General features: G+C 62.2%; 23 protein-coding genes. 8 read left to right on the forward strand and 15 right to left on the reverse strand.

The features are described 5' to 3' along the window. Positions 1–123 precede the first annotated feature (123 nt). Together OEZ71_RS15255 and OEZ71_RS15260 are read left to right on the forward strand one after the other, a co-directional pair. On the forward strand, positions 124–609 hold the full coding sequence (locus OEZ71_RS15255) for a peroxiredoxin (protein WP_263740887.1): 486 nt from the start codon (positions 124–126) through the stop codon (positions 607–609). Between the two features lie 3 nt (positions 610–612). Beyond that, positions 613–1,095, forward strand: a complete 483-nt coding sequence (locus tag OEZ71_RS15260; RefSeq protein WP_263740888.1) for a peroxiredoxin — start codon at positions 613–615, stop codon at positions 1,093–1,095. Positions 1,096–1,098: 3 nt separating this feature from the next. Here OEZ71_RS15260 and OEZ71_RS15265 read toward each other — a convergent pair whose 3' ends face one another. From OEZ71_RS15265 to OEZ71_RS15280, 4 genes are read right to left on the reverse strand one after another with little or no spacing between them, the layout of a single operon-like run. After that, on the reverse strand, positions 1,099–1,461 hold the full coding sequence (locus OEZ71_RS15265) for a 4a-hydroxytetrahydrobiopterin dehydratase (RefSeq protein ID WP_318527852.1): 363 nt from the start codon (positions 1,459–1,461) through the stop codon (positions 1,099–1,101). Between the two features lie 28 nt (positions 1,462–1,489). Next, positions 1,490–2,668, reverse strand: a complete 1,179-nt coding sequence (locus OEZ71_RS15270) for a GNAT family N-acetyltransferase (RefSeq protein ID WP_263740889.1) — start codon at positions 2,666–2,668, stop codon at positions 1,490–1,492. Between the two features lie 43 nt (positions 2,669–2,711). Further along, complete coding sequence (locus tag OEZ71_RS15275; protein ID WP_263741414.1) at positions 2,712–3,482, reverse strand: glycerophosphodiester phosphodiesterase family protein; 771 nt, start codon at positions 3,480–3,482, stop codon at positions 2,712–2,714. Between the two features lie 2 nt (positions 3,483–3,484). Next, positions 3,485–3,949 carry a RidA family protein gene (locus OEZ71_RS15280; RefSeq protein ID WP_263740890.1) on the reverse strand — a complete coding sequence of 155 codons (465 nt, stop codon included), beginning with the start codon at positions 3,947–3,949 and terminating at the stop codon, positions 3,485–3,487. Between the two features lie 359 nt (positions 3,950–4,308). Here OEZ71_RS15280 and OEZ71_RS15285 point away from each other — a divergent pair, with 359 nt between their 5' ends. The 4 genes from OEZ71_RS15285 (at position 4,309) to OEZ71_RS15300 (ending at position 10,046) form a co-directional block, all read left to right on the forward strand. Further along, on the forward strand, positions 4,309–5,904 hold the full coding sequence (locus OEZ71_RS15285) for a GMC family oxidoreductase (RefSeq protein ID WP_263740891.1): 1,596 nt from the start codon (positions 4,309–4,311) through the stop codon (positions 5,902–5,904). A 262-nt stretch (positions 5,905–6,166) separates the two neighbouring features. Beyond that, a complete protein-coding gene (locus OEZ71_RS15290; protein WP_263740892.1) occupies positions 6,167–6,748 on the forward strand; it encodes a methylenetetrahydrofolate reductase C-terminal domain-containing protein in 582 nt (193 codons plus the stop codon). Continuing rightward, positions 6,745–7,743 carry a methylenetetrahydrofolate reductase gene (locus OEZ71_RS15295; RefSeq protein ID WP_263740893.1) on the forward strand — a complete coding sequence of 333 codons (999 nt, stop codon included), beginning with the start codon at positions 6,745–6,747 and terminating at the stop codon, positions 7,741–7,743. Before OEZ71_RS15290 ends, OEZ71_RS15295 begins: the two co-directional genes overlap by 4 nt. A 140-nt stretch (positions 7,744–7,883) precedes the next feature. Further along, a complete protein-coding gene (locus tag OEZ71_RS15300) occupies positions 7,884–10,046 on the forward strand; it encodes a fused MFS/spermidine synthase (protein ID WP_263740895.1) in 2,163 nt (720 codons plus the stop codon). A 544-nt stretch (positions 10,047–10,590) separates the two neighbouring features. On the opposite strand, the gene OEZ71_RS15305 is transcribed toward OEZ71_RS15300, so the two are convergent. Genes OEZ71_RS15305 through OEZ71_RS15325 form a run of 5 tightly spaced genes read right to left on the reverse strand, consistent with a single transcriptional unit; the run spans position 10,591 to position 15,297 of the window. Then, positions 10,591–11,148, reverse strand: coding sequence for a DUF3833 domain-containing protein (locus OEZ71_RS15305; protein WP_263741415.1), 558 nt, complete (start codon positions 11,146–11,148; stop codon positions 10,591–10,593). 5 nt (positions 11,149–11,153) lie between these two features. Then, positions 11,154–12,371, reverse strand: a complete 1,218-nt coding sequence (locus OEZ71_RS15310; RefSeq protein WP_263740896.1) for an MFS transporter — start codon at positions 12,369–12,371, stop codon at positions 11,154–11,156. Continuing rightward, entirely contained in the window at positions 12,371–12,865 is a 495-nt protein-coding gene (locus OEZ71_RS15315; protein WP_263740897.1) for a hypothetical protein, read from the reverse strand. Before OEZ71_RS15315 ends, OEZ71_RS15310 begins: the two co-directional genes overlap by 1 nt. Continuing rightward, on the reverse strand, positions 12,858–14,015 hold the full coding sequence (locus OEZ71_RS15320; protein ID WP_263740898.1) for an SAM-dependent methyltransferase: 1,158 nt from the start codon (positions 14,013–14,015) through the stop codon (positions 12,858–12,860). The genes OEZ71_RS15315 and OEZ71_RS15320 overlap by 8 nt, the downstream gene beginning before the upstream one ends. Next, positions 13,954–15,297, reverse strand: coding sequence for an NAD(P)/FAD-dependent oxidoreductase (locus tag OEZ71_RS15325; protein WP_263740899.1), 1,344 nt, complete (start codon positions 15,295–15,297; stop codon positions 13,954–13,956). Before OEZ71_RS15325 ends, OEZ71_RS15320 begins: the two co-directional genes overlap by 62 nt. 124 nt (positions 15,298–15,421) lie before the next feature. Between OEZ71_RS15325 and OEZ71_RS15330 the strand changes: the two genes are divergently transcribed. Continuing rightward, on the forward strand, positions 15,422–16,195 hold the full coding sequence (locus OEZ71_RS15330; RefSeq protein ID WP_263740900.1) for a DUF1365 domain-containing protein: 774 nt from the start codon (positions 15,422–15,424) through the stop codon (positions 16,193–16,195). Next, positions 16,192–16,917: an SDR family NAD(P)-dependent oxidoreductase gene (locus OEZ71_RS15335; RefSeq protein ID WP_263740901.1), complete on the forward strand. Its 726-nt coding sequence runs from the start codon at positions 16,192–16,194 to the stop codon at positions 16,915–16,917. Before OEZ71_RS15330 ends, OEZ71_RS15335 begins: the two co-directional genes overlap by 4 nt. A 155-nt stretch (positions 16,918–17,072) precedes the next feature. On the opposite strand, the gene OEZ71_RS15340 is transcribed toward OEZ71_RS15335, so the two are convergent. From OEZ71_RS15340 to OEZ71_RS15365, 6 genes are all read right to left on the reverse strand, one after another. Further along, positions 17,073–17,588 carry a fasciclin domain-containing protein gene (locus tag OEZ71_RS15340; protein WP_263740902.1) on the reverse strand — a complete coding sequence of 172 codons (516 nt, stop codon included), beginning with the start codon at positions 17,586–17,588 and terminating at the stop codon, positions 17,073–17,075. Positions 17,589–17,767: 179 nt separating this feature from the next. Further along, positions 17,768–18,403, reverse strand: coding sequence for a ChrR family anti-sigma-E factor (locus tag OEZ71_RS15345; RefSeq protein WP_263740903.1), 636 nt, complete (start codon positions 18,401–18,403; stop codon positions 17,768–17,770). Beyond that, on the reverse strand, positions 18,404–18,919 hold the full coding sequence (locus OEZ71_RS15350) for a sigma-70 family RNA polymerase sigma factor (RefSeq protein ID WP_263741416.1): 516 nt from the start codon (positions 18,917–18,919) through the stop codon (positions 18,404–18,406). Positions 18,920–19,558: 639 nt separating this feature from the next. Further along, a complete protein-coding gene (locus tag OEZ71_RS15355) occupies positions 19,559–21,193 on the reverse strand; it encodes an acyl-CoA synthetase (RefSeq protein WP_263740904.1) in 1,635 nt (544 codons plus the stop codon). Between the two features lie 7 nt (positions 21,194–21,200). Further along, positions 21,201–21,998, reverse strand: a complete 798-nt coding sequence (locus OEZ71_RS15360; RefSeq protein ID WP_263740905.1) for an enoyl-CoA hydratase — start codon at positions 21,996–21,998, stop codon at positions 21,201–21,203. A 21-nt stretch (positions 21,999–22,019) separates the two neighbouring features. Next, on the reverse strand, positions 22,020–22,469 hold the full coding sequence (locus OEZ71_RS15365; RefSeq protein ID WP_263740906.1) for an OsmC family protein: 450 nt from the start codon (positions 22,467–22,469) through the stop codon (positions 22,020–22,022). Positions 22,470–22,486 lie beyond the last annotated feature (17 nt).

Consider the following 22,486-nt stretch of genomic DNA (forward strand, 5'->3'; position numbering starts at 1 on the left):
ACGCCCCAGCCTGGCCCGCACCGATGATCACGATCCCGCCCATCTGCATTCTCCCTCTGGTCGCCGGTTGCGGCGACCCTATATCGTGGGTTCAGGGAAACGCAACGCGAGAGGACGACACATATGGCACTTTCCAAGGGCGACAGGCTGCCGGAAGCGACATTCGTTGAAATGGGCAAGGACGGCCCGAAGGAAGTGAACCTGTCCGAGCGATTGAAGGGCCGCAAGGTCGTCGTGTTCGGCCTGCCGGGCGCTTATACCGGCCCCTGCTCGACAATCCATATCCCGAGCTTCATCAAGACCGCCGCGGATTTTCGTGCAAAGGGCGTTGACGAGATCATCTGCGTCTCGGTGAACGATCCCTTTGTTCTGAAAGCCTGGGGGGAATCCACGGGCGCGACGGCGGCCGGGATCAGTTTCCTCGGCGATGCCGATGGCAGCTTTACCAAGGCGCTGGGCATGGACTTTACCGCGCCGCAAATCGGCCTTATCGGACGGTCAAACCGCTATGCGCTGGTACTGGATGACGGCGTCATAACGGCGTCGAAAGTGGACAAGCCCGGCGTCTGCGATATCTCCACCGGTGAACACCTGCTGGCGGAGCTCTGATCCATGCTCGAGACCGGCATGCGCCTGCCCGAGGCGCGGTTTCTTCGCATCGGCGCGGGCGGGCCGGAAGAGGTTCTTCTGTCCACGCTGGTCCGGGGCCGCAAGGTCGTGATCTTTGCGGTGCCGGGCGCGTTCACCCCGACCTGCGATTCCGCGCATGTGCCGAGCTTCATCCGCTCCATGGACGCCTATCGCGCCAAGGGTGTGGATGAGGTCATCTGCCTGTCGGTCAACGACGCGCATGTGATGCGCTACTGGGGCGAGACGACCGGTGCTGCTGCGGCGGGCATCACGATGCTCGCCGATGCGGACGGTGCCTTTGCCCGGGCGATGGGTCTTGCCTATGACAATCCCGCGGCGGGCATGTTCGGGCGCTCGCGCCGCTACGCGATGGCGGTCGAGGATGGCGTCGTGACGGCGTTCGAACTCGACCCGCTCGGCCAGTGCAGCCTGTCGACGGGTGAGGCGCTCTTGGAAAAGCTCTGAGCGCTATTTGCGGGCGTGGATCTGGCAGAGGCAGGCGACCGGCTCACCATGGTCGCGCTGCACCTCAGCCGCGCCCGCAATCTTGTCCATACGTTTTGCGAGCGTGAGGTCCAGCGCGGACAGGCCTTCGCAATCATGCGTGGTCAGGGTGACATCGACGACGTTGTAGATGTTCGACCATTCCGGGTGGTGGTTTAGCTTTTCGGCCTGAAGTGCCGCGCGGGACATGAAGCCCCAGGCCTCGGAAAAGTTTTTGAATTTCCAAATCTTGCGGATCGCGTCGCGCCCTTCGACGGCGTTCCATCCGGTTTCGCCCAGTGCGGGCAGGTCGGATTGCCGTTCGGCATCGGTCAGAAGTTCGGCCATGGCGCGTTCCTTTCAAGCTCTGTCTTGATCACGCCCCGGTATTCGGTTTCCGGAACGGTCCGTAATCGGCGAGGATTTCAATCTCTTCTCCGACAGCACGAGTCTCGGCCTCAAGATAGCGGGCGACGGCGGCGCGGAAAGAGGGTTTGGCGATCCAGTGCAGCGAATGGGTTTCGACCGGCAGGTAGCCCCGCGCCAGCTTGTGTTCGCCCTGCGCCCCCGCCTCGACGCGCGCCAGCCCCTGGGCTATGGCGTGGTCGATGGCGCGGTAGTAGCAGCATTCGAAATGCAGGAACGGGTGGTCCTCCACCGCGCCCCAGTAGCGGCCATAGAGCGTGTCGCGGCCGAGGAAGTTCAGGGCCCCGGCGATGGGGCGGCCCCCGCGTTCAGCGAGGATCAGCAGCACATCGTCCCGCATCGTTTCCTGCACCTCATCGAAGAAGGCGCGGGTCAGGTAGGGGCGGCCCCATTTGCGGCTGCCGGTATCCTGATAGAAGGCCCAGAAGGCGTCCCAGTGTTCGGGTTTCAGATCGTCGCCGGTCAGCGCCCGGATGGTCCCGCCGAAGCCCATTGCCCCTGTCCGTTCCTTGCGGATCGCCTTGCGCTTGCGGGAAGAAAGCTGGGCGAGGAAGGCGTCAAAGTCGGCGTAACCCCGATTTTCCCAGTGAAACTGCTGGGTGACGCGGTGCAGAAGACCCATCCGCGATCCGGCCTCTGCCTCATCTGTTGTGCAGAAGGTAATGTGGGCCGACGAAAGCCCATTGTCAGCGGCGATTTGGACCATCCCTTGCGTGAGCGCGGCAATGCCGGTTCCCTCCCATCCCGGACGGGTCAGAAAACGGCGACCGGTGGCGGGGGTGAAGGGCACGGCGGATTGCAGTTTGGGGTAGTAATTTCCCCCCGCCCGATGCAGCGCATCGGCCCAGCCGTGGTCGAAGATGTATTCACCCTGGCTGTGGTTTTTCGCATAGAGCGGCATCACGGCGATGATCTGACCATCGGCCCGCGCGACAAGGTGGTGCGGCTGCCAGCCCGTGCCCTGACCGACCGATCCCGACCGTTCCAGAGCCGAAAGAAACCGGTAGGTGGTAAAGGGGTCGATGGCACGGCCATCCGCCGCTTCCGGGCAGGCGCAGGCGTCCCAGTCGGCCTCGGCGATGTCGCCAAGGCCGGAGAGCGCGGTGATTTCGATGGCTGTCTGATCCATGGCCCTGCCTTACCCATGACTTGGGGGCGGGCCCTGTCTTTCGTCAAGCCGTCAGCGCGGCATTGTACCCTTCGAAGGTGATGTTTCCGGCGATGCGGCGGGCTTTTGCCTCTGCTTCGGCCGAGCGGATCGTCCAGCACAGCACCTCGGCGCCCGATGCCTTCAACTCGGCCACACGCGGCCGGGCGAGGTCGGCGGCCTCGTGCGAGATGAAGCTCGCTCCCACCCGGTCGTAGTCCGGAATGTCCCGCAACCGGTCCCGAGCGGCGGGGGGCAGGAGCGGCCAGTCTTCGGCCGTGTAGGCCGAGGTAACAAGCCCGCGCGGGAGTTGCGGGGCAGCCTCGGCAAGAGCCGCGACCGAATGCGGGTTGAAAGACATGAGCGCGACGGGGCCGTCATAGGCCCTGAGGATATCGGCGACGGCCCGTTCCAGCGGCCCGACATCGGGGCCCATCGCGCCGTCCTGATCCTTGATCTCGATCAGCAGCGGCACCCGGCCCGCGACGAGGTCGAGCATGTCGGCCAGGGTCGGAATACCCTCATCCCCGCCGGTCAGGGGAAGTGCTTTAAGCTCCGCCGCTGTCCGGCCACGAACGCGGCCCGGTATGCCGGTCAGACGCTTCAGGTCGTAGTCGTGAAAGACCATCGGCACACCGTCGGCCGATGGCTGGATATCGCATTCGATCCCGTATCCCGCCGCGATGGCAGCGCGGAAGGCGGCAAGCGAATTCTCGGGTCTTCCCAAGGCCTTATTGTGAAAGCCCCGATGCGCGATCGGGGCTTTCAGAAAGGCGTCCGGCAAGGGCACCGGCACCATCAGCGGACCTGAATGACCGCGTCGATTTCAACCGCGACGCCGAGCGGCAGCGAGGGGGTGGAGACGGCGGCGCGGGCATGACGGCCGGCATCGCCAAGCACCTCGACCATGAGGTCGGAGCAGCCGTTGATGACCTTGGGCTGGTCGGTGAAATCGGCTGTCGAATTGACGAAACCGCCCAGTTTCACGACCCGCACGATGCGGTCGAGATCACCGCCGAGCGCGGCGCGGGCCTGCGCCAGAATGGCGATGCCGCATTGCCGTGCAGCCTTTGCGCCGCCTTCGACATCCATGTTGCCGCCGAGACAGCCCTTGATGAGCCCGTCCGGCCCGGCGCTGATCTGGCCCGAGATGAAGAGCATGTCACCGGCCAGCACATAGGGCACGTAATTCGCGGCGGGCGCGGGGGCGTCCGGCAGGGTGATGCCAAGTTCTGCAAGGCGTGCGTCGATCTTTCCGGCCATGAAATCCTCCTGTTCCGTTCGGCGCGGAAGCTAGCCGCGTGGCGGGTTCAAGGAAAGGGCAAAAAGCCGCCATCCTCCCGGGTTCGCAAGTGTTACCGGAATATGATCTGCGAGACCGCAAGCGGCTGCCTTGCCATACCCGCCCGTCGAGTGGTTCAAACGAAAATCCGGGTTATTGCCCTGAAATCAGCCAATTGGCCGGTCTGCAAAGCGTCTGCATCCTGTCGGCAAAACGTATGGCAACCGGCCCGACACGGCATGCGAGCGCGAGGCTGCCGCGGATCCGCGTCGTTGGCCCGAAAAACCACTCGTGTGGCCCGCCGGTTCTGAATATTGTCTGAAAAACGGAAGGGACGGGTGTGAAGGCAGATTTCATCATCGTGGGCGCAGGCTCGGCGGGGTGCGTTCTCGCGAACCGTCTGAGCGCCGATCCGTCCGTCAGGGTGCTGCTTCTGGAAGCGGGTCCCCGCGACCTCAATCCGTGGATTCACATCCCGGTCGGTTACTTCAAGACCATGCACAATCCTTCGGTCGACTGGTGTTACCGAACCGAACCCGATCCGGGCCTGAACGGGCGGTCGATCGACTGGCCGCGCGGCAAGGTGCTGGGCGGGTCGTCCTCGCTGAACGGCCTTTTATACGTACGCGGCCAGAGGCAGGACTACGACCGCTGGTGCCAGATGGGCAATACCGGCTGGGGCTGGGATGATGTGCTGCCGCTTTTCCGGCGGGCCGAGAACAACGAGCGCGGTGCCGATGAATTTCACGGCGATGACGGGCCGCTTTCGGTGTCGGATATGCGCATCCGGAGGCCCATCTGCGACGCTTGGATCGCTGCGGCGCAGGCGGCGGGATATCCGTTCAACCCCGATTACAACGGTGCCGAGCAGGAAGGGGCAAGCTGTTTCCAGCTGACCACGAAGAACGGCCGCAGGTGCAGCGCGGCGGTGGCCTATCTCAGGCCCGCCAGATCACGGACCAATCTGCAGATCGTGACGCGCGCGGCGGTGCAGCGGATCGATCTGGAGGGCCGCCGAGCGGTTGGCGTGACCTACAAGGATGCGGGCGGCAGAACGGTCACCGCGACGGCGCGGCGCGAGGTCATCCTGTCGGGCGGGGCGATTGGGTCGCCGCAGATCCTGATGCTGTCGGGCATCGGCGCGGCGGCCGACCTGAGCGCCAAAGGGATCACGCCCCTGCACGACTTGCCCGGCGTCGGCAGGAACCTGCAGGACCATCTGCAGGCGCGCCTTGTCTACAAATGCACCGAACCGACGCTGAACGATGAAGTGCGGAGCCTGTTTGACCGCGCGCGGATCGCGCTGACATATGCTCTCTTCCGGTCGGGGCCGATGACGATGGCGGCAAGCCTCGCGACGGGGTTCTTCAAGACCCGGCCCGATGTTGAAACCCCCGATATCCAGTTTCATGTCCAGCCCTGGTCTGCTGACAGCCCCGGCAAGGGCGTTCATCCATTTTCGGCCTTCACCATGTCGGTTTGCCAGTTGCGGCCCGAAAGCCGGGGCGAGATACGGCTGGCCGGGCCGGACCCGGCGACCTATCCGAAGATCATCCCGAACTACCTGTCGGCCGAAACCGACCGGCGTACCCTCGTCGAAGGTGTCAGGATTGCGCGCAGGATCGCCCGGCACGCGCCACTCTCTTCGAAAATCGCGGAGGAATACCGGCCCGATGCCGGCCTCGACATGGACGACTACGCAGGCACGCTGGACTGGGCGCGCAACAACAGTGTCTCGATCTATCACCCGACCGGAACCTGCAAGATGGGATCAGACCCGGGATCGGTCGTGGACAGCGCCTTGCGGGTGCACGGGATTGAAGGGCTGCGCGTCGCGGATTGTTCGATCATGCCCGAGATCGTGTCGGGCAATACTAATGCCCCTGCGATCATGATTGGCGAAAAGGCGTCGGACCTGATCCTTTTGGCGAGGTGAGCGCTTTACGGTAACCCGGCGTTTTTATTCGTGATGCGTCTATGTCCGAAAAACAGCTCGACCGACCGTGTCATCAATCAACTTGCGCAAAATCAGGGCGCAATGGTGGGCCCTCCGCCTCATGCCGTCAAGTTCGGGAATCCGATATCGCGGTGTTGAGGAAATTTCTTTGAAGACTCAGCCCATTCGTCTTGCATTCGCCTTGCGTGGCGGGAATTCTGGACCTGTCGCGGGCACGCCCGCCGTCAGATGAGAGGCCGTCATGTATCGTGCTCGTCTCTTCGCGATCCGCCATTCACGCAAGTTCGAGTGGATCTACAAACGCGTCGAACAGGTCATGGTCGCGCTTGACCCGGTCTTTGCGAAGATCGGGTATGGGCGGGTGGAACGGCCCATTGCGCTGGTTGAGCAGGGCATCAAGACGGTGCTTTTTGACTGCAAGATGTGCGGGCAATGCGTGTTGTCGTCGACCGGCATGTCCTGCCCGATGAATTGCCCCAAGGAACTCAGGAACGGCCCCTGCGGCGGTGTGCGGGAGGGCGGGTATTGCGAGGTGAAGCCCTGGATGAAATGCGTCTGGTCGCTGGCCTGGGATGGCGCGTCACGCATGAAGGAAGGCGACAAGATCCGCGAGGTGCTGCCCCCCGTGGACCGCAGCCTGAAAGGGTCATCGTCCTGGCTAAGGGTCAGCCGCGAGAAGGCCGCGAAACTTCGCGAGGCGCGTGAAGCGGCCCGCACCGCCGTCGCAGAGGCTTTCCCCGAGGCGCGTGCGATCGAACCCTCTTCCGCACCCCTTGCCGAGGAACCGGCGAGCGCCATCAACCGGGAGGTGCTGAAGAAATGAGCCCGTCCGATTATACCGATCAGGTCCCGGTCTATGCCCCGCCGCCGGAAGGCCATGTCTCCCATTCCCGGCTGGAGCGTGTCCTGCGCGCGGGCCGTTTCGCGGTGACGGCGGAACTGAACCCGCCCGACAGCGCTGATCCGTCAGACGTCTTCGATGCGGCGCAGCCGTTAGGCGAGGTGGCCGATGCGATCAACGCGACCGATGCTTCGGGCGCGAACTGCCACATGTCCTCGATCGGGATATCGGCGCTTCTGACACGGGCGGGCTATTCGACGGTCTACCAGATCTCCTGCCGCGACCGGAACCGGATCGCCATTCAGGGCGATGTTCTGGGGGCCGCCGCGATGGGGGTGACGAACGTCCTTTGCCTGACCGGGGACGGCGTGGGTGTCGGGGATCAGCCGGGCGCGAAGCCGGTTTTCGATTTCGACTCGCTCACGCTGCTGCGCACAATTCGCACGATGCGCGATCAGGGCATGTTCCTGTCCGGCCGCAAAATCACGCGGCCGCCACAGATGTTCCTCGGCGCGGCAGAGAACCCCTGCATCCATCCGCATGACTGGCGCCCCGACCGGCTGGCGAAAAAAGTCGAGGCGGGGGCGGAGTTCATCCAGACCAATTATATCTACGACATCCCGCTTTTCGAGAAATTCATGGCGCGCGTGCGCGACATGGGGCTCGACAAGCGGGTCTACATCCTGGCCGGTGTTGGCCCCCTGGCCTCGGCCAAGGCGGCGCGCTGGATGCGGTCGAACGTGCCGGGCATCCATGTGCCCGACGCGCTGATCGACCGGATGGAGAAGGCCGAAAAGCCCGGCGCAGAGGGCAAGAAGATCTGCATTGAGCTCATTCAGCAGATCCGCGAGATCAAGGGTGTCGCGGGGGTTCACGTGATGGCCTACCGGCGCGAACATCAGGTGTCCGAGATCATCCTGGAATCGGGCGTTCTGGCTGGCCGCAAGGCGAAACGGCGGGTTGGAGGTCCGGAATAGGTTGATTTGCGCGTGATGTCCCGGACTGAACGTCTTTCCGCCTCATTGTAATCAAGATTGGTGGCTTTTGTCTCCGCTAACGAGACAATGGGGCGCCGCGAATGCACAGTACCGATGTTAGGGAAGTCCGGAGGACGGGCATGTTTGTTCCCGTGGTCTTTACGGCCACCATTTTTCTTTCGGCATCGCTGCTGTTCTTCGTTCAGCCGCTTTTTGCCAAGATAGTCCTGCCGCAGATCGGCGGTGCGCCCGCGGTATGGACGACGGCAATGCTGTTCTTCCAGAGCGTGCTGATCGGCGGGTACCTCTATTCGCATCTGAGCACGCGATATCTGGGAACGCGCGCGCAGGTCGGGCTGCATCTTGCGCTATGGGCCCTTGCGCTGTGGTTCCTGCCGCTGTCTATCCCGGAGGGATGGACCTATGATGCCGACACCTCGGTTGCGTGGCAGACGCTGGTCCTCTTCGGCGTTGGTGTCGGCGTTCCGTTCGGGGTTCTCTCGGCCAATGCGCCACTGATCCAGGCCTGGTATGCACGGAGCGACGGGCCATCGGCCGATGACCCCTATTTCCTTTATGGCGCCAGCAACCTCGGCTCGCTCGCGGCCCTGCTCGCCTTTCCGCTGGTCGCGGAACCCCTGTTCGGTGCGACGCGTATCGGGCAGGGATGGGCGATTGGGTTCCTTGCCTTGGGCGGGTTCCTACTGGTCAGCGGTCTTTGCGCGGCGCGCGGCGGGTCTGCGGCCCGGCCCGTGCTGGCAGCAGGGAGTGATCACGCGCCGGTCCAGTTGAAGCAGATCGTGCACTGGTTGCTTCTGGCCTTCGTGCCGTCGTCGATGATGTTGGCGGTGACGACCAAGATCAGCACCGATCTTGGTGCGATCCCGCTGATCTGGGTCGTGCCGCTGGCACTCTATCTCCTCAGCTTCGTCCTGACTTTCAGCCGCCGGAACTACACCACTACTGGAGGTTTGCGTTGGGCCTATCTTGTGGCGCTTGGATGCCTCGGAACGATCTTCTCCGGCATCACGGGCGCCCATACCAACTTCTATGGTATTGCGGGGCTGGTCATCAGCTTCTTCGTAGTCGCACTCTACGCCCATCGCAGATTGTATGAGAACCGCCCGGGCAGCGCGCATCTGACGCTCTTTTACGTCGTCATGTCGCTCGGCGGAGCTTTGGGAGGGCTTTTCAATTCGATCATCGCGCCGGTGGCGTTCGACAGCTTGGCCGAAGGTGGCGTCACGACTCTGGTGGCGACGACTCTGATCCTGACCGCAGCCATGCGGCCGACGTGGAAAAGCGCCAAAGTGGGTATTCTTGTCGGGCTGTTAGGAATTGTCCCGCTCATGATCGCGCTTTGGGTGCTTGGAATCGATAACCGGCCGTTGCTTAAGGTGGTTGTGATGGCCTCGGCCGCTATTGTAGCGCTTGCCCTACGCCGGACCATGTCGTCCGCCGCCATCGCTGCCCTGATCGTCGCTATCACCGGATCCTATGTCATTCCCGACGGGTCGCTTTATCAGGGGCGCAGTTTCTTTGGCGCCCATCGTGTGAGCCAGGACACGATTCTGCGCCAATACACAAACGGCACCACGATCCATGGCGTACAGCGTCTCTCGCAGTTTGGCGACATGCGGCCCGATCCTTTGTTCTATTACCATAAGAACGGCCCGATGGCGCAGGTCCTGACGTCGGATATCGGCGATACGGCGAAGAAGGTCGGCGTCGTCGGTCTGGGCGTCGGCTCGCTTGCCTGCTACCGGCAGCCGGGGCAGGAATGGCAGTTCTACGAGATCGACCGTGTGGTCGACGATATCGCGCGCAACCCCGCCTACTTCACCTTCATGTCAAACTGCGCCGGGGATACGCCGACCAATTTCGGCGACGCGCGGATGGTTCTGGCCCGGCAGGACGGGCTACAATACGACATTCTGGTGATCGACGCCTATGGCTCGGACGCGGTGCCGATCCATCTGACAACGCATGAGGCGATGCAGGTCTATCTTGACCGGCTGAGCCCGGATGGCGTGCTGCTTTACCATATCTCGAACCGCTACTATGCGATCCAGCGGCCGTTGGCGCGCAGCGCCGAGACATTGGGTCTTGTCGCGCGCATTCAGCATTATCCCGGTGGTTCCGGCAAGGACCCGGGCGACATCCCGTCGCGCGTTGTCATGTTAAGCCGGAGCGAGGCTGCTCTTGGTGTGATCGCCGACGATCCCCGCTGGGTTCCTCTGCCGTCAGATGGCGGACGGATCTGGACCGACGACTACGCCAACCTGCTATCGGTTCTGGAGTAGCGGCGTTTCATCCCAAGGTTGCCGCTGCCTCGCTTCGTGAGAGGATGAGGCCCGTCAGCCGAGGGCCTTGCCATGAGTGTGAGGAAGGAAATCGACGGCGCGTAATCGGGCTGGGGGTCGGGAAGGCTTCGCTCATCTTTGAAAAGGATGGCCGCGTCACGAGCCGGGGGACTGATCTGGTGAGCCATGCCACGGGTTCGAACCGTATCCGGGGCGGGTCGGTGAACCTCAACTGACCGCCGTCAGTCGAATGCATAGCCGACCCCGTTCTTGCTGCCGTTTACGGTGAAACGAGTCAGACCCTGCTCCTCCTGCTCGCGTTAAAGGACCTGTCGGCTGAGTTCGTGCAGAAGCGTGATGGCATGGGCATTCTCGACCTCGGCGAGCAAGATCCATTACGCTCAATCAGACTTCAATCGGCTTGGCGATCGGGAAAGCGCGCGACTGATTTAATCACGTCTGATTGCAGACCTTTACCTTGATGAAACATGTCCGAGCGCTGCTGTTGCAATGTCGGCGTCTTTGCGTCAGCCTCTTCAGCCTTTTATGGCACCCCGGTGCCGGGACGCATGGTGGCGACCAGTTCCGCGACCTTGATGCCGAACTTGCGCATCTCGGACTTGTTCATGATCGCGCCGTCCCGGGTCAGATACATCCAGTCGGTCGCCGTTAGCGTGTGCCCCCCCGCCTCTGGCGGCAGCACGATCTTGTAACGCAGCATCACGGTCGCGCCCGAGACGATGCCCTGCGCCTCGCCGACGATATCGTCGGCGGTCGCAGTGAACGTGTTGCCGGGGCCGATCTTCAGGTTCCATTGGCGGTGCTGTTCGACGCCGTTGGAATAGATGAAATGCTCACTCAGCGTACCTGTGTCGCCCTCCCATTCACCGACCATTTTGGCAACGAACGTATTGGTCATCCTGCCGCTCGGACCGTAGATCACGCCCTCAGAGAGTATCGGTCCCGACAGATGCTCCTTCAGCGAAAAGGCGGGGCCGGTATCGGCATAGTCGGCAGGACTTTGGGCCCGAAAGCTCAGAAACAGGGTCTTGGCGGCGATCCCGACAATGACAAGGACCAGGATGAAGGCGACGAGCTTCATTGTTTTCATTCCTTTGACGGAAGCGCGAGGATCATGGCAATCGCGCAGAGTTTGAGCATGCAGGGCACGACGGCATAGGCGATGTTGAGCGTGACCAGCGCATCGGCGCTGTTGATCTGACCGGGGACAAAGCCGCTTTGGCCGAGCACGGGAAGGACGGCGAAGGCGGCGAGTGCGAGGCCGAGCTTTCCGGCAAAGGACCAGATGCCAAAGGCGGCCGAGGCGTTTAGCCCGGCGGTAGTCAGCGCGACCGAGAACATGGCGGGCAGAATGACCATGTCCGCACCGAGTGCCGCGCCGGACGCCAGGCAGATCACGGCGAAGCCGATCAGGCTGCCGGGGGCAAGAAAGGCCGCGCCGACGAAACCCAGAACAGCGAGCGGCATGGCGATCAGAAGCGTCGTTTTGGGGCCGAAACGATGGCTGGCCCGGGTCCAGAACGGAACGCTGAGGCCAGCGGACAGGAAGAAGAGGACCAGAAGCGGTCCGGCCTTTCCGGGAAGATTCAGGCGATCCTCCACGAAGAACAGAAACAGGGTGGAGGTGATGGCTACGGGCAGGCTGTTGACCAGCGCGATGGCGAGAAGACGCAGCGCCCCCGCCCGGGCCATAGCCGGGAGAGACAGCGCCTGGCCCACAACAGGCGGCCGCCGCCAGATTGGCAGGGTCAGCGTCGCCGTAAGGATCGCGATCGTACCAAGGAGCAAACCGAAAACCGGATAACCCTGACCCGGTGCCCCCATGGCGAAGAGAAGAGACGGCGCCATCGCCGCAATCACGACACCGCCCAGCATTCCGCCTTCGCGAAAGGCCGCGAGCGTCAGCAGTTCGCCCGCCCCGGGGCGGACAGCCAGGGTCGCGCTGCGCCCGTAGAGCAGGATCGTGCCGAGGCTGTAGGCTGAAAACAGCAGGATCAGGATCGCCACTAGTTGCGGGACCACCTGCGGCCCCGGCCGAAGCAGGAAGAGCAGGGGAAACCCGACCGCCAGCCCGCCTGCCGCGCTGAGGGCAAACAGGATTTGCGCCCGTGGCCACCGGTCAATGGCCCAGCCGATCAGCGGGTCCTGCACCAGATCGATCAGACGGATCAGCAACAGGACGGTGCCGATCGTGCCAAGCGCAATGCCGAGTTCGGCAGAGGCGAAACGCGGCAGATGGATATAAAGCGGAATGCCGGCCGACGCCAACATCAGCGCGTAGAGACTGACGCGCGGATAGACCATCACTGGCCGCGCAGCTTGCGGGTAAAGCCGGGCGAACGGGTGTCGTCGCCGAGAAAGATCGCCATGAACCGCTGCTTGATCTGCGGATGGGACAGCGCGCACATGCGGCGGTCGTTGCGCCAGAACAGAATCTCGTCAGGGCCATTGGACACCGCGAGGTACCTGTCGCCTTTGCCGACATCATCAAAGCACCGAGCAAGCTGATCCTTCACGGGCAAAGGCGCGCCGGTGCGACCGATTTCGCGCAATGTGGCTTCGACAAGGTCGGTCTGGGTCAGCCCGCGGAGATACGTCAGCTCCAGCGCGAGGTCATCCTGCCAGTCGAGCGGCTTGCCTTCCGGCGTGTATAGGCGCGCGTGATAAAGAGGAAAGCCGAAATAGCGCAACGTCGCCTGACCACGAAGTTCGGCATCGCGCAGGGCAGACGAAACCGGAACGGCCTGTGCGATTGCCGGGCAAAAAAGCAGAAAGAGGGAAAAGAGCACCCTAGGCATGGGCGAGCTCTACCTGCACGACATTGGTATGGCCAACCGCGAAGGACGCCGCGCAGATCTCAAGGTAGTATTTCCAGTTCCGGAAGAACGGCTCGCCGTAACCCAATGTGCCGATCCTGAACTTCTGTGCGGACAGGCGTTCGGACCACATGCGGCAGGTTCTGGCGTAGTCCTGGCCGAAGGCGAAGCTGTCACGCAGCCGAAGACCGGCCATCTGCGCCTGCTCGGCGATCTTCGTATCCGATAGAAGCATGCCACCCGGAAACACATATTGGCGGATATAATCCGTAGACGTCCGGTAGGTTTCGAAGAAACCGTCCGCCACGGTTATTGCCTGCAAGAGCACTCTGCCGCCTTCGGCAAGGTTGCGTTTCAATACCGCGAAATAGCTCGGCCAGTAGCGCATCCCGACCGCCTCGATCATCTCGATGGAGACGATGTTGTCATATCGCCCGTCAATGTCGCGATAATCCCGCAGCTGTATGTCCGCGCGCCCGTCAAGCCGGCATTCGGCGTAGCTGTGCTGGTTGCGCGAGATCGTGACACCGGTAACCGCGCGGCCGTCTTCCGCAGCCTGTTCGGCGAACCCGCCCCATCCGCAACCGATTTCAAGGACCCGATCGCCGTTGCCCAGCCGCGACAGGGCGCGCGCGTTCTTGCGGTGCTGAGCGCGCCCCAGATCGGCGTCGCCGGGTGCGAACAGACCGGAGGAATAGGTCATCCCGTCGTCGAGCCAGAGTTGGTAGAACTCGTTCCCGACGTCGTAATGCGATCGGATGTTGCGGGCCGCGCCGCGGCGCGAATTTGCGCGCAGAACCGTATCGACGAGCCGAAACTTCGCGCGGGTGAAGGGGCCTGCATGATCGTAGGCACCAAGCTGATCGCGGTTCTGCATTGCAACGGTCATCAGCGTCTCGACCGAGGGTGTATCCCACAAGCCCTGCACAAAAGCCTCGCCCAGACCGACCTGTCCGGTCGCCGCCATGGCAGAAATGGCGGACCAGTCCCGGATGATCATCTCGGCCTCGGGCCCGGTCGTGCCGAAACGGTGCGTCTCGCCCTCGGGCGTCCGGAGGGTCAGCTGACCGTCACGCAGGCGCTCGCAGGTCGACAGGAACTGCGATTTCAGCGCTCTGTTGGTAAGGTACATCTTCGGTCTCTCTCTGCTGATGGCCTTGATTGATCATCCGGACGACACGCATGGCGCTGGCGATGCCGTCCTCGTGGAAGCCGTAGCGGTTATAGGCCCCGACGAACCAGGTGCGGTTTTGCCCCTGCATCGCACGGATATGGGCCTGGGCGCGAAGCGCATCCTGATCAAAGACAGGGTGGGCGAACTCGACTTCGTCGTAGATATGCTCACGCGGAATGTCGCAGGTCGGATTGAGCGTCACGAAAAGAGGGTCTTCCTCGGGGATGTTCTGGAGTCTGTTCATCCAGTAGGTCACACCGACAGCGCCATCCTGCGACCGATAGACCCAGCTTGACCAGCTGGCCCGCCGTTTGGGCATTTGGTTCGGGTCGCAGTGCAAAACGGCCCGGTTCGGCTGATAGCGGATCCTGCCAAGGGCATCAGCTTCCGCTGAGGTCGCAGTGTCCCCCAGGATATTAATGGCCTGATCGGAATGGCAGGCGAATATCACTTCGTCGAAGACCTCCGCTTCGCAATTGGCGGCCTGGACAGTAACGCCGAACGGAAACCGCTCGATGCTCGTTACGGGCTGTCCGGTGAGGATCTTGCAACCCCGCTGAAGCAGCGCCGCTTCGACGCGGCGGACATATTCGATGCTTCCCCCCTTGACGGTCCACCATTGGTGTTGAGCGGAGCCTGCCAGCAAGGCATGATTTCTGAAGAAGCGCACCAATGACCTTGCCGGGAACCGGTCAACGTCTTCGGTGGGCGTCGACCAGATGGCACCGCACATCGGCATGAGGTAGTTATTGCGAAACCAAGTACCGAGGCGAAGCTCGGCCACGAGATCGCCAATGGTCTTGTCGTCGTGATCGGCGGCTTTTTCAGCCTCTTTTCCGAACCGGACAATATCGGCGATCATCCCGTAATAAGCCGGACGGACCAGATTGCGCCGCTGAGCGACGATGCTGCGCAGGCTGTTCAGCCCGTATTCGACCCGGCCGTTGTCGATGCTCGCCGCAAAGCTCATCTCGCTTTTCATGACCGGCACGTCGAGTTCCCGGAACAGGCGGGTGAGATAGGGGTAGGTGACATAGTTAAACACGATGAAGCCCGTATCCACCGGCTGATCGCCGTTCTTTCCGGCCATAACAGTGCGGGCATGACCGCCGAGCCTCGGAGCCGCCTCGAACAGGGTCACATCATGGTCCGGCGCAAGGTAATAGGCGGCAGAAAGACCGGATATCCCGCCCCCGACGATGGCAATCCGCTTGCGGTCCCCGCGCTCGTGATCAAACATTCTCACCCATCCCAGCATGCTTTTTAGTGAGATTACGCAGGATCTGCGGCCTTGGATCAATCAAAGTCACCTGCCGACGAAGTTGTTTGATCCAAAGCCCGAAGGCAGTCGTATAAACAGGGTCATGATTGAGCACATTCAGGGTCACACCACGCATGCCCGCCGCGGAGCGTTGAAGAACGCCTTCCGCTATGGTGTCGACTATGTGCTTTGCGATCACGACACGACCGAACGCCCGTGGCTCCTGTCACGCAATCGGTTCAATCTCTGGTCACTTTGGGACCGGCATAACGGCGGTCCACGCAATGCAGGACTTGGATTCGACTGGTTTCGTGAAGAACTTATGCAACGCGGCATCCCGCTTGACGGTACGCAACTCCTGCTGCTGACGCAGCCGAGTTTTCTCTGGTTCCACTTCAACCCGGTCAGTTTCTGGATCGCGCTCAGGAATGACCGACCCTGTGCCTTCATCGCCGAGGTCAACAACACATTCGGCCACCGGCATTGCTATTTCTGCGCACATGACGATTTCCGTCCGATCGGCACCACCGACACCATCTCTGCCGCCAAGCTTATGCATGTGTCGCCATTTCAGAAAGTGGCCGGACAATACCGTTTCAACTTCGACTTCGCTGCGGATGCCATCCGCATCCGTATCCTCTATGAGAACGGCGCGGAAGGCGTTGTGGCGACGCTGAGCGGCACACGTCGCCCGGCGAACAGCAGATCCTTGCTTTGGGCCGCCCTGCGTCGCCCGTTCGGCGCGGCCCGTGTCCTGGCGCTCATCCACTGGCAGGCCCTGATCCTCTGGCGCAAGCGCGCGCCGTTCCTGAAACCGCCGCCGCCTCCCGCCAAGCTCGTTTCCGAAAGCGCCGCGCCACGAGAGCCCGCAGAATGACCAAAATGTGTGGAAAAACCTACTGGCTGATCGGAGCGAGCGAGGGGTTAGGTCGGGCGCTGGCAAGGAAACTGGACGGCCGGGGCGCCCGGCTGGTGCTTTCGGCCCGAAGCGCCGAGCGGCTGAACTCGCTCGCAAGCGAACTCAGCGATGCACGGGTTGTGCCTGTCGACGTGACCGACCATATGTCCGTACGCTCTGCCGTCGGCTCTGTCTGGCCGGTGGATGGTATCATCTACAACGCGGGTGCCTACACGCCCATGCGCGCGACCGAGTGGGATGCCGATGCCGCGCTGACGATGTGTGACGTGAACTTCCTTGGCGCGATGCGGGTGCTTGGAGAGATCGTGCCGCAGATGGTGTCCCGAGGGCACGGCGATATCACGCTGATCGGATCTCTCGCCGGCTATCGCGGCCTGCCTGCGGCGATCGGCTATGGGGCCAGCAAGGCGGCACTGGTGAGCCTTGCCGAAACCATGCGGCATGATCTGAAGGGGACCGGCGTCGTGGTCCGTCTCGTCAACCCGGGCTTCATCAAGACCCGCCTGACCGAGAAGAACAGCTTCCGGATGCCGATGATCATGACGCCGGAAGCCGCGGCTGATCACGTCGCGCGGGCCATGCGGTCCCGTCGATTCCGCACTGACTTTCCCGCGCCGTTTTCATGGCTTCTCAAGAGTTTCGTTTTCCTGCCCGACATTCTGGTCTATCGCGGTCGGTAGGCACCTACAGTCCAAGAAGCAAGGGTCAGGACGCTCTCTTCTCAGGCCTCGCTGGATGAAGGTTGAGCATTCAGACAAAAAGAACCGGTGCTGCCCTGAATTGGCAGCACCGGTTTTTTCGGTCATCAGCGGAAGTCGACCTTATGTGCAGCCGATCAGTGGCAGGCCGGGCGCTGTCCCGGCAAAAGCACCTTGTCGACGACATGGATCACGCCGTTGTCGGCCATGATGTCCGCGACAACGACATTCGCCATCTCACCGGTTCCATCGGCGATCGTCACGCCATCGCTGCCTGCGGTGATGCAGAGCCGCTCGCTGGCCAGAAGCGGCTTGAAGTAGTTCGATCCGGCCGGGATCATGCTGGCGGTCAGCTTGCGGTCATCCACATGGTAGAGCAGCACATCGGTCAGTTGCGCCTTGTTCGCGGGCTCGAGAAGGGACTCCACGGTCCCGGCGGGTAGCGCGGCGAATGCATCGTTCAGCGGCGCGTAGACGGTGAAGGGGCCCGGTCCGGACAAGGTCTCGGCCAGACCGGCCGCGGTAACAGCTGCAACGAGGGTCGAGAAACGTTCATCACCCGCGGCAATCTCGACGATGTTTGCGGCTTGCGCAGTTGTTGCCGACATGGCGATCGCGAATGCTGCGGCGGTGGCTTTCAGATTGGCTTTCATTCCCTGGTCTCCGGTTTGGCGGGCCTCTGCGCCCGGTCTGCTTCAATGTTCGTGCAAGGGATACGGAGGCGGTCGAAAAGTGGATCATCGACTCACGAATTCGTGATTTAAGTTACTGTTATAAATATAAAAAAGCCGCCGGAATCACCGGCGGCCCGAACTGCGCGGTCGTGGTAAGATCAGATCCGGAACAGCGGTTGCAACAGGCGCGGCATAAGTGCACGGAACCGGAGCGGCGCATCGGTTGCCGCGAGGCAGATACAGGCGTCGCCCGGACCGGCGACCGGCGTGTGGGCCAGTTCCTCGTCGGCAACCTCGAGATCTCCGATCCCGAACTGCCCGGTTTCATCGGCGAAGCTTCCCTGCAGCACCAATGTCAGTTCCAGGCCGTTATGCCCATGGTCGGGAACCGCCTGACCCGGAGGAATGTAGAGAAGACGCGCAGAGCCGGCATTTCCCGCCATGAGAATATCCTGACGCACCCCCGTCCCAAGGGTTTTCCAGCGCGGCGCGCCGCCCTTCAATGCCTCCATAACCGGTCCGGGGAAGATGCCCGACCGTTTGGCCACAGGTTCTGGCGTATAGGGGTCGTCAAGCTTGGAAAGGACATCTGTCTTTAGACTGCCCGAAAGTGATTCCCCGTCGACCGTTTCCAGAATTGCACCGCCGGCCGCTTGATGCGCTTCAAGTGCCACGCGGCACTGGAGGCAGAGCGATACATGGCTGGCGACGACCAGTGCAAATGGTTGTGGCAGCGAACCGGCTGCGTAAGCCGCCAGCATGGCATCGGGGGTATGATGCTTAATCGCGGACATTCAACGCATTCCCTTTAACTCATGTCTCAGTCGCTCCAGCCCGAGCCGGATACGCGATTTGATAGTTCCCAATGGCAGCCCGGTCTGGGTGCTGATCTCTTGATGTGTCAGTTCGCCCAGATAGGCTTTTTCGACCATCTCGCGCTGCTCATCGGATAACAGCGCGAGCGCATTTTTCAGTTTGGTCGCTTCCTGTTCCAGCGCCACGATCTGGCTGGCATCGGGTTCCGCCTCACAATCCTCCACCAAGTCTTCCGGCTCGGGACGGCGCTCCCTGCGTACGATATCAATCTGCCGGTTTCGGGCGATCTGGTATATCCACGCGGACACCTGTGCGCGGTGCGGGTCGAACAACGATGCCTTTCGCCAGACCGTCAGCATGACATCTTGAACGATCTCCTCGGCCTGATGGGCCGGTGTGCCCGACCGCATCATCATTCCCTTGAGGCGCGGCGCGAAATGGTCGAACAGTGCCGAAAAGGCATCCCGGTCGCGTTTGTCCCGCACGGCAAGCATCCAAATGGTCTGCTGTGAACATTCGGACCATGGCTGCGACAAATGTCTACTTTCACGACGAGGGACCAAAGGCACAAAGCCCACGGTGCGCTGGATATCGAGGTTCACGGCAAACATACTCGAAATACGACGCTGCGCATCACCTAGATCACTTTTTTTTCACGTGCAGTTCGATCGCCTGGCAACCGGCCATTTGTGGCAACCGTTTCTCATACGACAATCGGACACCGGGTGTTGGGCTGCGTCCGCAATGGCTTTTGCGGCGGCAAAAGTCATTACGACTACTGGCATCACTTAACCGGTGGACTTCGACTTTCCGTTATAGCCAGTTGCCTCTGCTTGTACTCAGACAATTCCGCACAAAGGTATGACCGGCCGCTCTAAAGAAAGTTCTGTCTGGAACGGTTTGAATTCCGATCCGCCTCAATACTGCAGCCGGTCCTTCGCATGTGGTGAATTTCTGTATCAATCCGAGCATCGGCCATTGGGCGACCGCATGATTTCACATATGTCACGAATGACAGTTTCGGTGGACCGCGCTGCAGCAATCAGTTGCTGCGACCAACGGCGGGAACGGGCCGGACGTGTCCGGCTTGCCATGTATTGGGGGCGGCGCGCTCCGTCCCGCCCTTTGCCATTTTATTGAACCGCAAGATCCCTCGCGTGTTCGCGCAGAACGAACTTCTGGATCTTTCCGGTCGAGGTTCTTGGAATGGACATGAAAACAAACCTGCCGGGAACCTTGTATGGGGCAAGGTGCGCGCGGCACCAGGCCTGCAGCGTCTTCGCATCCGCTGTGTGGTCGGTGGCAAGTTCGACAAAGGCGCAAGGCGTTTCGCCCCATTTCTCATGCGGCATCGCGACGACGGCGGCGACTGCGACGGCGGGATGCCGGTAGAGCGCCTCCTCGACCTCGATCGAGGAGATGTTCTCTCCGCCCGAGATGATGATGTCCTTGGACCTGTCCTTCAGCTGGATGTAGCCGTCGGGATGCATGACACCCAGATCGCCGGAATGGAACCAGCCCCCTTCAAAGGCTTCCTGCGTCGATTTCGGGTTGCGAAAATAGCCCTTCATCACGACATTGCCGCGGAACATGACCTCGCCGATGGTCTTGCCGTCGCGCGGCACGGGCTGCATCGTCTCGGGGTCCAGAACGTCGAGCTGTTCCAGCGCCAGGTAGCGCACGCCCTGCCGGGATTTCAGGGCGGCCTGTTCCGCCCGGGGAAGTTCGGACCAGCTTTCGTGCCAGTCGTTCACGACGGCCGGACCGTAGGTTTCCGTAAGGCCGTAAAGGTGGGTCACGTTGAAGCCCGCATCCCGCATGTCGGCCAGAAGCTTTTCGGGCGGTGGTGCTGCGGCGGTGAAGAACTGCACGGTCTGGTCGAGATCGCGCTTGACCGCATCGGGTGCCGAAATCATCAGCGACATGACAATGGGGGCGCCGCAGAGATGGGTCACGCCTTCATCGGCCAGCGCAGTCCAGATCGGTTCCGCCCGCACCTGCCGCAGGCAGACATGGGTACCGATGATGGCGGACATCGTCCAGGGGAAGCACCAGCCGTTGCAGTGGAACATCGGCAGGGTCCAGAGATAGACCGCGTGTTTCTGCATCGACGTCGTCAGAGCGTTGCCCTGCGCCAGAAGGTAGGCGCCGCGATGATGCGACACGACGCCCTTCGGGTCGCCGGTCGTGCCGGAGGTGTAGTTGATCGAGATCGCGTCCCACTCATCCTCGGGCATGAGCCATTCGAAATCCGGGTTGCCGCGGGTCAGGAATACCTCGTAGTCGGCGGCCTCGAACTCGGTCGGCGCACCGTCATACTCCGGATCGTCGTACTGGATCAGGACCGGTTTCACCGTGGCAAGGGCCAGCGCCTCTTGCATCAGCGGCATGAATTCGCGGTCGACGATCACGATCCTGGACATGGCGTGATCGAGCTGGAATGCGATGATGGCCGCATCCAGACGGGTATTGATCGAATGAAGGACCGCGCCGCACATCGGAACGCCGTAATGGCATTCCAGCATCGCCGGTGTGTTGGCCAGGAGTGCCGAAACCGTGTCGCCACGACCGATGCCGTTCTTGGTCAAGGCCGAGGCAAGGCGCCGCGACCGCGCGTAGAACTCGGCATAGCTGCGGCGCAGGGGGCCGTGAATGATCGCGGTGTGGTCGGGAAAGACGCTGGCCGCGCGTTCGAGAAAGGTCAGCGGCGTCAGCGGCTGGTGGTTCGCCGGGTTGCGGTCCAGATCGGTGTTGTAGGGATTCTGCATCGCGATCTCACTGATCCTGCCACTGGGGCGCGCGTTTCTCGATGAAGGCGCCGATGCCTTCCTCGGCGTCGCGGGCGAGCATGTTCTCGACCATGACGTTTGAGGCATAGTCATAGGCCTGGGCCAGCGGCATCTCGCGCTGCGCGTAGAAGGCACGTTTGCCGGTGGCGAGCGTCATGCTGGATTTCGATGCGATCTTGCGCGCCATCTCCATGGTCGCTTGCCGCAAGGCGTCCTCGGTCGCAACCCGGTTGACCAATCCGATTTCGGCCGCGCGGGTGGCCGAGGTCATGTCACCGGTCAGGAGCATTTCCATAGCATGCTTGCCCGCGACGTTGCGCGACAGCGCCACCATCGGGGTCGAGCAGAAAAGCCCGATATGGACGCCCGGCGTGCTGAACTGCGCGGTGTCAGCGGCAACGGCCAGATCGCAGCTGGCCACCAGTTGGCACCCCGCCGCCGTGGCAATCCCCGTAACCTCGGCAATAACAGGTTTCGGGCAGTTCACGATCGCCTGCATGACGCCCGAACACATCGCCATCACCTTGGTGAAATAGGCCCGGCCGCGATCCGGGGCCGCGCGGCCCGCGGTCATTTCCTTCAGGTCATGACCCGCGCAGAAGGCCGGTCCGTTCGCGGCAAGGATGACGACCCTCACCGCCGGGTTGGCCCCGGCCTCCGCAAAGGCTGCGCCGAGTTCCGTCAGCATTGCCTCGGACAGCGCGTTGCGGCGGCGGGCATCGTTCAGGGTCAGGCGGAGGATGCCGTCGTCCTCCAGATCGCGCAGAAGGATGTTCTCTTGCACAGGTCTTCTCCCGGTCGGGGCCTAAAGGACGTTGATCTCGACACTGTCGGCGAGCGTGTTGGCGATGAAGCAGTAGCGGTGTGCGCGGTCCTGCATTGCCTCCAACGTCTTGTCGTCGACCGAGAAGCCGGTATCGAAGCGGACCACCGGGTGCAGGTCGATGCGCGTGACCGACATCTGTCCCTTGGGATTCTTGCCAAGATGGGCAACCGCGTGATCGTGGTAGCTGGCCACCGGCCACTTGGCCTTCGCGGCCAGCGCCAGGAAGGTCATCATGTGGCAACTGGACAGCGCCGAGGCGAGCGCCTGTTCGGGGTTGGTGTTTTCCGGTTTGCCGCCCCAATCCGGGGCGGCATCCACTTGCACTTCATAGCTGTTGTTGTAGCGCACGACATGTTCGGCGGAGTATTTGCCGGGCTCGAAGCCGGGCTCGACGCGGTGCCAGTGCAGTTCGATCGAAAGGTCGGACATGGGTCAGGACTTTGCTG

The organism is Albidovulum litorale, from assembly GCF_025751495.1.
Lineage (GTDB): Bacteria > Pseudomonadota > Alphaproteobacteria > Rhodobacterales > Rhodobacteraceae > Albidovulum > Albidovulum litorale.